The sequence below is a fragment of the Arthrobacter sp. Cr_A7 genome (assembly GCF_029222765.1).
GTDB lineage: Bacteria > Actinomycetota > Actinomycetes > Actinomycetales > Micrococcaceae > Arthrobacter.
Genome location: NZ_JARHXQ010000080.1, coordinates 24,427 through 38,219 on the forward strand (window position 1 = coordinate 24,427; position 13,793 = coordinate 38,219).

Here is a 13,793-nt window from a genome sequence, read left to right on the forward strand (position 1 = left end):
AGCGTTGAGGCAATCATGACGAGCACCTTCCGCACCTTGACAATCCCCCTGGATGGAAAAGCATTCCCCGGCGGGCTGCCTTCGTTCTTGGTCCGGGACGATGTTCTCTGCTGGACGCGGCGGGAGGCCGGGCTTGCGGGCTTTGGCGAGATCGCGCGGTTCACGGCCACGGGCCCGGAGCGCTTCCTGGAAGCCGACATCTGGTGGCGGCACCTCGTCATCGAAGCCGAGATCACCGATTCCGTGGAGCTGCCTGGCACGGGCCCGGTGGCCTTCGGCTCCTTCGCCTTCTCCAAGACCTCCGCCCACGAATCCCGCCTGGTCGTGCCGGAGATCGTGGTGGGCGTGCGGGACGGCCAGGTCTGGCTTACCCAGCTGACGTTCGACGACGGCGACCTCACCGAAGAGGGTGCCCTCGCCGCGCTGGACCGCTGGCTGAGCGGCGGGCGGCCGGCGGCGGCAGCGGACTCCGCCGGGAACCCTGACCACGGTGAGGTTCCCGCCCGGGCCGGCGGCGCCGTCGTACGCCCTCTCCCCCTGGCCGCCGGCGCCACGCTGCACACGGGATCCCTCAGCGAGGAAGCCTGGATGGCGGCCGTTGAAGCGGGGGTGGCGGAAATCCGGACCGGGGCGCTGGAAAAGCTGGTACTGGCGCGGGACGTTGTGGCCACCGTCCCCACCGGCGTGAATGCCGCGAAGGTGCTGCGCGAACTCGCGGTGCGGTACCGCGAATGCTGGACGTACGGCGTTGACGGTTTGGTGGGTGCGACCCCGGAGATGCTGATCCAGGTGGAGGGCCGGACCGCGCAGGCGCGCGTACTGGCCGGAACACTCGACCGCCGCGATGCCCACGGCGAGGACGGCATCCCGATGGACTACGCCACGCGCGTGCTGGCCGGATCCGAGAAGCAAAGGCACGAGCACGAGATCGCGATCCAGTCGCTCACTACGCAGCTGGCGCCGTTCTCCGAGGCGATGAACGCTCACGACGAACCCTTCATCCTCGAACTGCCGAACGTCTGGCACCTGGCGTCAGACGTTAAGGCAGAGCTCACAGAGGTGGAAGGCCATGTGCCCACCTGCCTCGCGCTGATCAATGCTTTGCACCCTACCGCTGCCGTTTGCGGAACGCCCACGCAGGTTGCCGGTGCCCTGATCCGGAAACTCGAACACCTGGACCGCGGTCCGTACGCCGGGCCCGTGGGCTGGTTGGACGCTGCCGGAAACGGTGAATGGGGCATCGCCTTGCGCGGCGCTGTGATCGAAACTCCGGATACCGTGCGCTTATATGCCGGATGCGGAATAGTGGACGGCTCGCAGCCCGAGGCCGAGCTGGCTGAAACCTGGGCCAAGTTCCGTCCGATGCTCGAAGCCTTGGGCATCCGGAGCTGATCCCCCCGCCCAACCAGGTAGCAGAAAGTGTCGTTTTGAAGGGTGAAAACGGCAGTTACGGCTACTCAGTTGGGTAAGAGTCCGGAATAGGAGACAGCCGTGCAGTCAGCCGGGTTGATTTCTGATGTGATTTAGTTATCCAATAGTGAAACTAAGTTTCCTGTGATGCACATCTCATAATCGGGGCTACACTATGAACCGATTTAGTACCGCATACCCCTGCAACAAAAGGTAAGAATTATGCAGCTCAAGTCCCTGGCCACGGCCAAAATGACCGCCAAGGCAGCAGCACTCTTCGCCGTTGGCGCCCTCACCCTCACGGCGTGCGGCGGCAGCTCCACCCCCGCCGCCTCCGAAGGCGGCATCCAGCTGATCAACGCAGGCAAGCTCACCGTCTGCTCGGACATCCCCTACGAGCCCTTCGAGTTCGAGAAGGACGGCCAGACCGTCGGCTTCGACGTGGACATCGCCAAGGAGGTTGCCAAGGACCTCGGCGCCGAGCTCAGCATCGTGGACAGCTCCTTCGAAGCCATCGAGACCGGCACCGCGCTGACCCAGTGCGACCTGGGCATCTCCTCGATCTCCATCACGGACACCCGCAAGGCCGTCATGGACTTCTCCACCCCCTACCTCGATGACGACCTGGCCCTCGTCGCCAGCGAAGAGTCGGGCATCAGCAGCCTGGACGACGCCAAGGGCAAGAAGGTGGGCGTCCAGCAGGCCACCACCGGCGCCGACTACGCGCAGGAACAGGGCATCGACGCCCAGCAGTTCGAGGACACCGGCCTCCTGGTCCAGGCGCTCCAGGCCGGCACCATCGACGCTGCGCTGGGCAACCAGTCCGTGCTCGGCTACGCCATCAAGGACGACCCCAAGTTCAAGAGCGTTGAGGAGTTCGCCACCGGCGAGCAGCTGGGCATCTCCATCAAGAAGGGCAACACCGCCATGGCCGAGAAGGTCAACGGCACGCTCGAGCGCCTGAACGAGGACGGTTCGCTGGAGAAGTTCAAGACCACCTGGTTCGGCGAAGCCGCCAAGTAAACCAGAGCGGGGACACGGGGCTTCAGCAGCCCTGGACCCTTCCCAGCCCTGAGAACCACGCAGCAGGGGCCCCGGATAAGCTGTACCGCTTCCGTCCGGGGCCTCTGCCACGCATAACGAATGTGAGCAATTCATGGCAATGACCGCACGTCAGCGCGCCAGAGTAAGCCTGTATGTCCAGGCCGGAATCTTTATTGTGGCCGTCGCCGCGCTGATCCTGGCCACCGACTGGGAGACCATCGGCAACAGTGTCTTCAACTTCGCCAAGATCGGGCCCATGTTCCCGGGCATCTTCGTCACCGGCCTGGTCAACACCCTGGTCTACACGTTCCTGGGCTTCATTGTGGGCCTTTCCGGCGGCCTGCTGCTGGCCCTGATGAAGCTCTCCAGCTTTCCGCTGTACCGCTGGATCGCCACCGGCTACATCGAATTCTTCCGCGGCATCCCCGCCCTGCTGGTCTTCATCGCCTTCGGCTACGGCGTTCCGCTGGCCTTCGGCGTCTCGTGGAACGTCACCGTCATCGTGATGATCTCGCTGGGTATGGTGGCCTCGGCATATATCGCCGAAACCCTCCGCGCCGGTTTGCAGGCTGTCCCCAAAGGCCAGCTCGAGGCTGCCCGCTCGCTCGGCATGCCGCAGTGGCGGGCCATGGTGACCATCGTGATCCCGCAGGCGTTCAAGATCGTCCTGCCGCCGCTGACCAACGAGATCATCCTGCTGACCAAGGACTCCTCGCTGATCTACGTCCTGGGCCTGACCGCCTCACAGTACGAGCTCACCAAGTTCGGCCGCGACGGCATCTCCAGCCTGGGCGCCGGCCTGACGCCGCTCCTGGTGGCGGGCGCCTTCTACCTGGTCATCACCATCCCCCTGAGCCTCCTGGCCCGGAAGTTCGAAAGCCGCTCCGCGCGGACCAAGCGATAGGCAGGGAAGACAATGAACGACGTCGTACGCTCCTCCGGCGGAACCGGCACCATCCACGCCGCCGGCGTGGAAATCAAGGACCTGCGTAAGTCCTACGGATCCAACGAGGTCCTCAAGGGTATCAGCCTGGACGTGGCTCCGGGCGAGGTGGTGTGCCTGATCGGCCCCTCCGGCTCCGGCAAATCCACCCTTCTGCGCTGCGTCAACCTGCTGGAACAGCCCAACCAGGGCAGCATCCAGGTGGGCGGTTTCGAAGCCACCGACCCCGACGTGGACATCGACAAGATGCGCCGCAAGGTGGGCATGGTGTTCCAGCAGTTCAACCTGTTCCCGCACCTGGACGCGAAGCGCAACTGCTCCATCGCCCAGACCAAGGTCCTCAAGCGGTCCCAAGCTGAGGCGGACAAGGTGTCCATGCACAACCTTGAGCGTGTGGGCCTGGGCCACCTCGCCGACCGCTTCCCGGACCAGCTCTCCGGCGGGCAGCAGCAGCGCGTGGCGATCGCCCGCGCCCTGAGCATGGACCCCGAGCTGATGCTCTTCGACGAGCCCACGTCCGCCCTGGACCCCGAGACGGTGGGCGATGTCCTGTCCGTCATGCGGAACCTGGCCAAGGAGGGCATGACCATGCTGGTGGTCACGCACGAGATGGGCTTCGCCCGCGAAGTGGCGGACCGCGTGGTGTTCATGGACGGCGGCGTTGTGGTGGAGGAAGGCGTGGCCGAGCAGGTCATCGGCGCCCCCACGCAGCCGCGCACCAAGGAATTCCTGCGCCGCGTCCTTGATCCGACGCATATCGAGATCGAAGAGTAGCCACTTCCTGACCCGCTAATTCACAATCGACACACACATTCCCTGGCGCCTGGATATACCCATGGCGCCAGGGAATCTGTGCGTCGTGAGGGTTTATGGGCGCCGCCCGTCCGGGCATGTACGACGGCGGCACGCGCCTTGGGTGCGGACCTTTACTTCCGCCGGTGCCGGGAACAGAATGGGTCCACCAACAGCCCTGGCTCAGCAGCGTGCTGCCCATCCGGCTGCCGTCCCATCCCGGTCGGCACTAAGAGGAGCGCTGGCATGACAGATCCGGCAAACACATCCCGGGCCACGGAAGCGGTATCCCACCGCGCCGCACGGCTGGCCTCGATCCGGTCTTTCCAACGGGTGGACGCCTACATCACGGACGCCAGCCTGCGCCGGAAGGGCCAGTCAGATGTCTGTGATTTCACTTTCGGCAATCCCCACCAGATGCCGCCCGACCGCTACGTCAATACGCTTCGAGACGCCCTGACCCCGAAGAACGATCAGTGGTTCGCATACCAGACCAACGGTGAGGCAGCCCGGGAGGCCGCCGCGGAATCCCTCCAGCGGCTGTTGGACGTTCCCTTCCGGACCGAGGATATCTACCTCACCACCGGAGGGTTCGCCGCCATCGCCCTGGCGCTGAAAACCGTGGCTGATCCGGGTGATGAGGTCATCTATAGTCTGCCGCCCTGGTTCCTCTACGAGCCGCTGATCCTCGAAGCCGGGCTGGTACCGGTCAAGGTCACGGTGGACATCACCACGTTCGACCTGGATCTAGATGCGATCGAGGCGGCCATCACGGAGCGGACCAGGGTGCTCATCGTCAACTCGCCGAACAACCCCACCGGCCGAATCTATCCGCCCGAGCTGCTGACCCGGCTTGCGGACCTGCTGGAAGCGGCCTCGGTAAGGATTGGCCGGCGGATCTATCTTGTCTCGGACGAAGCCTACAACCGGATCGTGTTTGACGGCCTGCGCTTCCACAGCCCGGCGGAGTTCTATCCGCATACGCTTCTGGCCTACTCCTACGGCAAGACCCATCTCTCGCCTGGCCAGCGGGTGGGCTATCTGGCGCTGCCGCCCTCAATGCCACACCGGGACGCGATGCGCCCGGCCATCACAGGCCTGCAGGTGGCGATGGGCTGGGTGTATCCCAACGCCCTGCTGCAGCATGCGCTTCCCGAACTTGAGAAGTTCTCCATCGACGTCAGCCAGCTGCAGCGGCGCCGGGACCGGCTCGTCGACGCGCTGGGCGGCATGGGATACCGCGCCCAGCCGCCGGAGGGGAGCTTTTACCTCTACGTTCCCTCCCCCGTTCCGGACGACGAGGCATTTACCGAGTCCCTTGCCCGCCGGGATGTCTTCGTATTTCCGGGCGTGCTGTTCGAAACACCAGGCTTCTTCCGGATCTCCCTGACAGCGAACGACGACATGGTCGAACGCAGCCTGCCTGCCTTCAAGGAAGCGATTGAGGAGCACCGCCCGTGATGGGACAGGAGTAAAAAAATGCAACGTACCTACCCGCAGGGTGTCCCGTGTTGGGTCGACACAGAACAGCCTGACGTCGAGGCCGCCAAGGATTTCTACGGCGGCCTCTTCGGCTGGACCTTTGAAGATGTGATGCCGCCGGGGGCGCCAGGAAGGTATCTGGTAGCACGGCTCGACGGGCAGGAGGTCGGCGGACTGGCCAGCGGCTCAAGGGGCACCACTGCGTGGAACACCTACATAGCAGTAGATGATGCGGATGCTGCAGTGAAGAGGCTCGCGGCAGCCGGAGCCAAGGTGCTCTCGCCGGCGGAAGATGCCGGCGAAGACGGGCGCAGCGCGGTCCTGGCCGACCCGCAAGGAGTGGTGTTCCGCATCTGGCAGGCCAAGCGGCGTTTGGGAGCGCAGGCGGTTAACCAGCCGGGGGCCTGGAACTTCAGCGACCTGCACACGTCCGAACGCGAGCCAGCCATCGCGTTTTACGAGAACGCGTTCGGATGGCAGGTGGACGACGTCGGCTTCGGACTGATGATTCGACGTCCCGGCTACGGCGACCACCTTGAGGCAACCATCTACCCGGACATCAGGAAGCGTCAGACAGATTTCTCCGCCCCGCCCGGCTTCGAGGATGCCATCGCCTGGATCGGCGACACCTCAACCAACGAGCCTCCACACTGGCACGTCACCTTCGCCGTGGCCGACCGGGACCAGGCGGTCCTTGACGCCGAACGGCTTGGCGCGCAGGTCCTCAGCCAGGAGGACACCGGGTGGACGCGTCAGGCATTGATCCGGGATCCGCAGGGAGCAGAGTTCACCGCCAGCCAGTTCACGCCGCCAACGGGCTAGTCCCTCATCCGCCAGCCAGTTCACGCCGCCAACGGGCTAGTCCCTCATCCGCCATCCACTGCCTTAACGCGCAAGGACTCCCCGGACTGCCGCGGCCACGGCTTCCTTGATCCGCCCGTGGAGCTGCCGGAGCGAATGGCGGTCCGTGCGGACTTCCACGATGCTGCGTCCCGCCACCGGTTGGCCGAGCGCCTCGGCGAGTCCCGCCGTCGTACTCACAACGGAATGCCCGACGCCGTACGCCGCGGCGAGTGCCGCGATGTCCACCGAGTGCGGGGTGCTGAAGAGGCGTTCGACGGCATCTCCGTAGCGGCCGCCTTCCGCGACGGCGCCGTGCTCGAGCAGCCCGAAGATGGCGCCGCCCGAATCGTTGAGCACCACGATCCGCAGCTCCGGCTGCTCCTCCCCCGCCCCGAGGAGCAAACCGCCGGCGTCGTGCAGGAAGGTGACGTCGCCAAGCAGGACGGTGGTTTCCTGCCGCCCGCCCAGTGCGATGCCGGTGGCCGTGGAGATGGTGCCGTCGATCCCGGCGAGGCCGCGGTTGGCGTACACGGTGGCAGCAGGTTCGGGGGCAGGCAGGCCGGCCAGGTCAACGTCCCGGATCCCGTTGGAGGAGCCCAGCAGCAGCTGGCCGCGGGTGTGCTGCCAGACGAGGGACCCCACGGACGGCCCTGTTGCCGCGGCCTCGGCGGACAGCACCCCGTCCAGGGCATGCTGCGCCGCCGACCCCGCCAGCAGCCAGGTATCCAGCCACGCCCCGGCGCCACGGCCGGCGAATTCGGCGAGGTCCGCCAGGTTTTCCAGCGGAAGCTCGGTGCGCCGGCCGGGCTCGTACCAGGCGACGGGAACCGGCTGGTACAAGGCAGCCTGGACGTCTGAGCGGGCAAGGAGTGCCGCGACCGGCCGGGACAGCGTGGGCCGGCCGAACAGCACCACCCGCTCGATCGGCTGCGCGGCAGAGGGCCCGAAATGCTCCAGCAGCAGCCGGTACGGGCCCACCGCGTTCGGCCCGAAACGGGCGTTGGATGACGGTTCGGCGAGCAGCGGCAGGTTGTGGGCGCGGGCAAACGCTTCGGCGACGGGACCGGCGTCGTGCCCGGCGAGGACAACCGTCCGCCGTTCCGGCAGCTCATCCGGCGCCGGCGGCAGGTTCATGACGAGCGGCTCGGTGCCAACGCGGTAGCGCTGCCGCTCCACCCCGGGCGGGAGGGCCTCCTCCGGCGACGGCACCAGCGGGTCGCGGAAGGCAAGGTTGAGCTGGACCGGGCCGGGCGGCAGGTCGGGAAAGGCGCCGGTGGCTGCGGAGAGGCCGGTCTGGATGGCACGTTCCGGATTGCTGCCGGCCGGAACGTCGGCTGCGAAGCGCACCTGCTCGCCGAAGAGGTCCGGCTGGATGGTGGTCTGGTTGGCGCCGGTGCCGCGGAGTTCGTCGGGCCTGTCTGCGGACAAAACAATCAGCGGGACGGCGGCGTGGTTGGCCTCCATCACGGCGGGCAGCAGGTTCCCGACGGCGGTCCCGGACGTTGTCAGCACGGCCGCGGGCGAGCCTGTGGCGAGAGCCAGCCCCAGGGCTGTGAACCCGGCGGCCCGCTCATCGATCCGGACCAGAAGCTCCACCCGGCCCTCCGCGGACGCCTCCGCCAGCGCGTATGCCATGGGGGCCGACCGCGAACCCGGCGAAACCACCACGTGCCGCACACCGCCGTCGAGCAGGATTCCGACGGCGATCCGCGCCGCCGCGAGGGCGCTCAGCTCAGGGGCGGTGTCCGTAGCGTCGGGGGCAGAGTCGTTCAGCGAAGTCACCAAACCAGTCTGCCATCACCGACGCTCTCTCACCTTTCGCGCCAAAACCCCAAACGCCCCATCACCTTTCGCACCAAAAGCCCAAACGCCCCATCACCTTTCGGCCGTGGCCTTGCAGGAGGTGATGGGGCGTCGCCGGAAAAGCAACGAAAGGTGATGGGGCGTCGCAGAAAAACCTGCGAAAGGTGAGAGAGCGTCTGAAAACGACAGGCTCAATCCCCCGGCACGGATTTAGGCGTCGGTGCGGAACACCTGGATCACGGACGGCCGCGGCGCGCGGGCCTGGCCGCGAGCCGGCGTGGTACCTGCCGGGACGTAGTCCGGGAAGAAGGAAACCTGCTTCTCGAAGGTGCCGTCCTCGCCCGGGTGCTGCACCGCGACGAACACGGTGCGTTCCTCGTCGTGGATGATGGGGCCGCAGGTCTCGGCGTCACGCGGGACGGCGAGGAACTGCTCCACCTTGCCGCGTTCTGCGCCGTCCAAGGTGACCTTGAACAGGGCATCCGCCCGGCCAATACCGGAAGGCGCGCCGTCAGTGGAGATCCACAGGTTGCCCACGGAGTCGAAGGCCAGGTTGTCCGGGCAGGAGATGGGCGAGACCTTGTCCACCGGGAAGCCGGAGAAGTAGGTGACGTCGCCCTGCGCCGGATCGCCGCAGACCATGAGCAGGTTCCAGGTGAACTTGGTGGAGGTCTGGTCACCGGTTTCGGTGATTTCCACGATGTGCCCGTCGCGGTTCTTGTTCCGCGGGTTGACCTCGGTTGCGCCTTCGTTGGATTCAACACCGCGGTTGGAGTTGTTCGTGCAGGCAACGTAGACCTTGCCCGTGAACGGATTCGGCTCCACGTCCTCGCAGCGGTCCATCTTGGTGGGTCCAACCTTGTCGGCGGCCAGGCGGGTGTACACCAGGACCTCTTCCACGGTCATGTCCTTCACAGCGGACTTGCCGTCCACCACCAGGGGCAGCCATTCGCCGACGCCGTCGAAGGCGCCGTCAGCGGGAACAGCGCCGGTGCCGGTGATCTCAGCGGCAGATGAGTTGCCCGTGAACTTGGCGACGTACAGGCTACCGGCGGACAGCAGGGTCATGTTGTGCGCCCGATCGCCCTCGCGGTACTTGTCCTTCGACACGAACTTGTAGAGGTAGTCGAAGCGCTCGTCGTCGCCGGAGTACGCCACCGCATGCCCGGACTTGGCGATGATGACATTGGCGCCCTCGTGCTTGAAGCGGCCCAGCATGGAGTGCTTCTTCGGGGTGGAGTCGGGATCGAAGGGGTCGACTTCCACGATCCAGCCGAACCGGTTCGCCTCGTTCTCGTAGCCCGGCTTTCGGGTGTCCCAGCGGTCCTCGTCCAGCTCCCACTGCCGGGCGGTGGGCTTGGAGGTGATGCCGTAGCGCTTGTCGCCGGCGGATGTGCCGTTGCCCACGAAGTAGCCCTGGAAGTTTTCCTCGCCGGACAGGATGGTGCCCCATGGGGTGGTGCCGCCGGCGCAGTTGCCCAGCGTTCCCTTGATGAAGCGGCCGGCCTGGTCGTCTTTCGTCTTGACCAAGGCTGAGCCGGCGGCCGGGCCGGTCAGTTCGTACACCGTGTTGTTCAGGAAGCGGCGGTTCAACTCCGCACCCTTGACGTAGGTCCAGGGCTTGTTCTTGTTCTTGCGCTCCAACTCCACCACTGAGAGGCCATGTGCGGCTGCCCCCACGGCACGCATCTGCTTGGCGGGCATGGTGGGCGGGAACATGATGTTCTCGTTGGTGTATTCGTGGTTGGAGAACAGGACTGCGCGGCGGCCCTTGCTGCCCGGGATTTCCAGGATGTCCGTGTAGTCGTTGTTGTAGCCGAACTGCTTTTCCTGGGCTGCAACAGTCTGGTTGTTGATGTCGAACTCGGGCGTGCCATTGAAGATGGGGTCACCCCAGCGGATGACCGGCTGCCAGGTGAAGCCTTCCGGCACGGTGACGGCGTCCACCATGGCGTCGATGGACGGGATGGGTGTGAACTGGAGCTTGGACTTGCCGAAGCCTTCCTTCGCGGCCTTGGACAGGCCGGCGGCGGAGGCTGATTCGGGAGAGGTCACGGCTGAACCGAGGACGACGGCGAGCGCGCCGGCGGCACCGAAGCCCAGGGCGGCGCGGCGGGACATGGTGGCGGAGGCGATGTCGCGGAAGTAGCTGTTGGAGCTGGTGTTGCAGACGTCGCCGGCGCAGGCGTTGTCGCATTTCAGCGCGCAGGTGACGGCACTGCGCTTGCCCTTGGTGTGGCCGAGCATCGGCAGCAGGGTGAATTTGCGGGCAGTCGTTTCAGACATGGGGGCCTTCCAGGGAAAATCGATGCGGTTCGCCCACCCTGTCAGCCGATTTCTACGTCAAGTGGTCAGTAGGGTGAACCCAGGGTAAACCCGCCGGTAACCCGTGGTGACCTGCGAAAATGTGATAGAGGGTCCCAGGAAAAGCCGCGTTAAGTGATAGAGGGTTGCTGCGGAGCGAGGAATGCGTGGACGCGGCGGAGCCGCGCGAGCCACCAGTCCCGGCGCTCGGGTGAAGCCGCATACTGCTCGAGCAGCCCGGCGTCGGCGGCAACGTCGCGGAGCCGGATGGCGCCGTCGTCGGCCACCAGCGGATCCTTGGTGATGTCGGATTCGAACAGGGATACCGTACCCAGCCCGCACGCGTAGGGCAGTTCCGGAAGGGAAGCCGCCAAGGCCAGCCCGGCGCGGATGCCCACCGAGGTGTCCAGCGCGGAGCTGACGACGGCGGGCAGCCCGGCCTGCGCCACGATGTCCAGTGCGCGGCGCACTCCCCCAAGCGGCGCCACCTTGACCACGATCAGGTCGGCAGCTCCGGCCCGTGCCACGCGAAGGGGGTCGGACTCCTTGCGGACGCTTTCGTCGGCGGCGATGAGCACGGGCGTGCCGGCCGCCCGCAGCGCGCGGCGAACCTCGGCCAGCCCTTCGATGGTGGGCACGGGCTGCTCCGCGTATTCAAGCCCGACGGCGGACAGCCGGGTGAGTGCCTCAACCGCGGTGGGTACGTCCCAGCCGCCGTTGGCGTCCACGCGGATGGCGGCTTCGGGCAGCGCGGCACGGACGGCGGCGAGGCGGGCGGCGTCGTCGTCAAGGGTCTGGCCCTGCTCGGCAACCTTGACCTTGACGGCGTCCACCCGGCCGAAGCGGGCCAGGACGTCCGGAACCCGGTCAGCCGGAACGGCGGGGACGGTCGCGTTAACCGGGATGACAGACCGTACAGGCGGCGGGAAGCCGGACCAGGCGGCCTCGATGGCGGCGGCGAGCCACCGGGATGCCTCTGCGTCGGCATACTCCGGGAACGGGCAGAACTCGCCCCAGCCGGCCGGACCGCGCAGCAGCAGTGCTTCGCGTTCCATGATTCCCCGGAACTTCACGCGCATGGGAAGGCTGACCACGTGGGCGGACGCAAGCAATTCATCGAAGCCAGGAATGTCGGCGGAAGGGACAGCTGGGCGGGAGGGCATGGATTCACTGTACAAGCGGGGACTGGAACCCCTTTCAATGCATATCGATATCGATATATGATGTGGTCATGGCACGGGCAGCAACAACGTCGGACGCGTTCAATGCGGTGGCCGAGCCCCGCCGCCGGGAGATCCTGGATGCCCTGGCGGGCGGCGAACGGCCGGTGAACGATCTGGTGGACCTCCTGGACCTGGCCCAGCCGCACGTCTCCCGGCACTTGCGCGTCCTGCGGGACGTGGGCGTGGTGGACGTGCGTGGTGAAGGCCGGCAGCGGCTGTACCGGCTGAATCCGCAGGCCCTGAAGCCCATCCACGACTGGGTGGCCGGCTACCGGCACCTCTGGGAGGAACGGCTGGACGCCCTGGAGGGCGTGCTGGAGGACCTCAAGGATCAGGAAAACCAAGAGAAGGACTAGGGCAATGGCACAGACAGGCAGCGGCATCATCAACGTCACACTCCCGGGCGAGAACGAAATCCTCATCACCCGGACGCTCAACGCACCCCGGCACCTGGTCTACAGGGCGTGGACCACACCGGAGCTCGTCAAAAAGTGGTGGCCCGGCCGGCGCGGCGAGATGACCGTCGTCGAAATGGACTTCCGTGTGGGCGGGGGCTGGCGGTACGTCATGCTGGCCCACGGCGACTTCGAGTTGGCCTTCCACGGGACGTACCGCGAGATTGTGCCCAACGAACGGATTGTGCACACGGAGGTCATGGAAACTCCGGACGGGGCACCGGGCAGCGAGGAGGGGGCGGTGGTCAACACGGTTACCTTCGAGGATGCCGACGCCGGTGCCACCCTGGTCAGCATCCGCACCGACGCGGGTAGCAGGGAAGTCCGCGACATGATTGCCGGGTCCGGCATGGAAGGCGGTGTGCGGGAGCAGTTCGAGATCATCGAGGAGCTGGCGGCGGCGCTGGCGTAGCTGCTCCTCCCGGTCTTCACGAGGAGGGCCTGGGCTTGCGGCGCAGTCCCAGCTTTCTGTGAAATCCTTGAACGGATGACTCTTTCACGGCAAGCAACCGCCAGGACCGCAGCCCGCCCCGCACCGGGATCGGGTTTCCTCTTCGTGCTTGCCACCCTGGCCTGCGTCACAGGGCTCATGGCCACGTACTACTACTTTGTCCAGACCACCACCGGGCAGTTCATCGACGAGTCGGCCCTGGTGGAAGCCGTGCAGCTGCACGGCCCTGCCGGCAAGGCGACCACAAGATTCCTGGACCTGCTGCCCACCATCTCGTTGGTGATGGCCGCCGTCGTGGTGCTCTTTGTCACGGTGATCCGGCGACGCTGGACCGAGGCCGGGATCGCGGTGGCGGCATGCATCGGGGCGAACGCGGCCACCCAGGTTCTGAAGGCATTGCTGCCGGCCCGTCCGGACAAGGGCGTGGTGACGCTGGACCTGAACTCGCTGCCGTCCGGGCACACCACGCTGGCGGCGTCCGCGGCCGCCGCGGTGTTCCTCATGGCCTCGCCGCGCTGGCGCCCGATCGCGGGTTTTGTGGGCGGTACGTTCGCGATCGCCTCCGGGGTGTCCACCCTGATCAACCAGTGGCACCGGCCGGCTGACGTGGTGGCTGCGTTCCTGCTGGTGGGGGCGTTCATGATCCCGGCCGGCTGGCTCATTGTCCGGCGCGGGGCCTGGAATGCGTGGGACGGCTTCGGCGGCCACATCGGCTCGGCCCGGATCTGGCTGACGCTCCCGGTCATGATCGGGCTGGCATCGGCGGCGGTAGCCTCGTACTCGCTGCTCCGGCTCGCGCCCAGCCCGTGGCAGGAGGCCAGCACCACCAACTATTTCTGGGCCGGGATCTCGCTGATCGTGATCGCCGGGTATCTGGCCACGGTTGCCACCACCTCGCTGTTCGCCTACGCCGCCCGACGCCGGGACTCACCCAGGCGCTGAGGTCACCTCCCGCAGCCCCCGCCCAACCAGGTAGCAGTAAGTGTCGTTTTGACGGCTCATAACGGCAGTTACTGCTACTTAGTTGGGCGGGTAGGACGGCG

Annotated in this window: 12 protein-coding genes; 9 read left to right on the forward strand and 3 right to left on the reverse strand. The window is 66.4% G+C overall.

Features of this window, described 5'->3' with window-relative positions; translation table 11 throughout:
- Nucleotides 1–15: 15 nt before the first annotated feature.
- From P2Q66_RS04960 to P2Q66_RS04985, 6 genes are all read left to right on the forward strand, one after another.
- Nucleotides 16–1,392, forward strand: a complete 1,377-nt coding sequence (locus P2Q66_RS04960) for an isochorismate synthase (RefSeq protein WP_275726084.1) — start codon at nucleotides 16–18, stop codon at nucleotides 1,390–1,392.
- Nucleotides 1,393–1,632: 240 nt separating this feature from the next.
- Nucleotides 1,633–2,433: an ABC transporter substrate-binding protein gene (locus P2Q66_RS04965; protein ID WP_079596523.1), complete on the forward strand. Its 801-nt coding sequence runs from the start codon at nucleotides 1,633–1,635 to the stop codon at nucleotides 2,431–2,433.
- A gap of 133 nt (nucleotides 2,434–2,566) precedes the next feature.
- Nucleotides 2,567–3,358 (forward strand): amino acid ABC transporter permease, encoded by a 792-nt coding sequence (locus tag P2Q66_RS04970; RefSeq protein WP_079596522.1) that lies wholly within the window; start codon nucleotides 2,567–2,569, stop codon nucleotides 3,356–3,358.
- 12 nt (nucleotides 3,359–3,370) lie between these two features.
- On the forward strand, nucleotides 3,371–4,171 hold the full coding sequence (locus tag P2Q66_RS04975) for an amino acid ABC transporter ATP-binding protein (RefSeq protein WP_079596521.1): 801 nt from the start codon (nucleotides 3,371–3,373) through the stop codon (nucleotides 4,169–4,171).
- A gap of 264 nt (nucleotides 4,172–4,435) precedes the next feature.
- Complete coding sequence (locus tag P2Q66_RS04980; RefSeq protein WP_275726086.1) at nucleotides 4,436–5,650, forward strand: aminotransferase class I/II-fold pyridoxal phosphate-dependent enzyme; 1,215 nt, start codon at nucleotides 4,436–4,438, stop codon at nucleotides 5,648–5,650.
- A gap of 18 nt (nucleotides 5,651–5,668) precedes the next feature.
- Entirely contained in the window at nucleotides 5,669–6,493 is an 825-nt protein-coding gene (locus tag P2Q66_RS04985; protein WP_275726088.1) for a VOC family protein, read from the forward strand.
- 63 nt (nucleotides 6,494–6,556) lie between these two features.
- Here P2Q66_RS04985 and menD read toward each other — a convergent pair whose 3' ends face one another.
- From menD to P2Q66_RS05000, 3 genes are all read right to left on the reverse strand, one after another.
- Nucleotides 6,557–8,299, reverse strand: coding sequence for a 2-succinyl-5-enolpyruvyl-6-hydroxy-3-cyclohexene-1-carboxylic-acid synthase (gene menD / locus P2Q66_RS04990; protein WP_275726090.1), 1,743 nt, complete (start codon nucleotides 8,297–8,299; stop codon nucleotides 6,557–6,559).
- A 228-nt stretch (nucleotides 8,300–8,527) separates the two neighbouring features.
- Complete coding sequence (locus tag P2Q66_RS04995) at nucleotides 8,528–10,603, reverse strand: PhoX family phosphatase (RefSeq protein ID WP_275726092.1); 2,076 nt, start codon at nucleotides 10,601–10,603, stop codon at nucleotides 8,528–8,530.
- Nucleotides 10,604–10,752: 149 nt separating this feature from the next.
- Nucleotides 10,753–11,784, reverse strand: a complete 1,032-nt coding sequence (locus P2Q66_RS05000) for an o-succinylbenzoate synthase (RefSeq protein ID WP_115526363.1) — start codon at nucleotides 11,782–11,784, stop codon at nucleotides 10,753–10,755.
- A gap of 68 nt (nucleotides 11,785–11,852) precedes the next feature.
- On the opposite strand from P2Q66_RS05000, the gene P2Q66_RS05005 reads away from it, so the two are divergent.
- From P2Q66_RS05005 to P2Q66_RS05015, 3 genes are all read left to right on the forward strand, one after another.
- Entirely contained in the window at nucleotides 11,853–12,200 is a 348-nt protein-coding gene (locus P2Q66_RS05005; protein WP_275726095.1) for a metalloregulator ArsR/SmtB family transcription factor, read from the forward strand.
- A gap of 4 nt (nucleotides 12,201–12,204) precedes the next feature.
- Nucleotides 12,205–12,711, forward strand: a complete 507-nt coding sequence (locus P2Q66_RS05010) for an SRPBCC family protein (protein ID WP_275726096.1) — start codon at nucleotides 12,205–12,207, stop codon at nucleotides 12,709–12,711.
- 75 nt (nucleotides 12,712–12,786) lie between these two features.
- Nucleotides 12,787–13,692 (forward strand): phosphatase PAP2 family protein, encoded by a 906-nt coding sequence (locus P2Q66_RS05015; RefSeq protein ID WP_275726097.1) that lies wholly within the window; start codon nucleotides 12,787–12,789, stop codon nucleotides 13,690–13,692.
- Nucleotides 13,693–13,793: the final 101 nt, after the last annotated feature.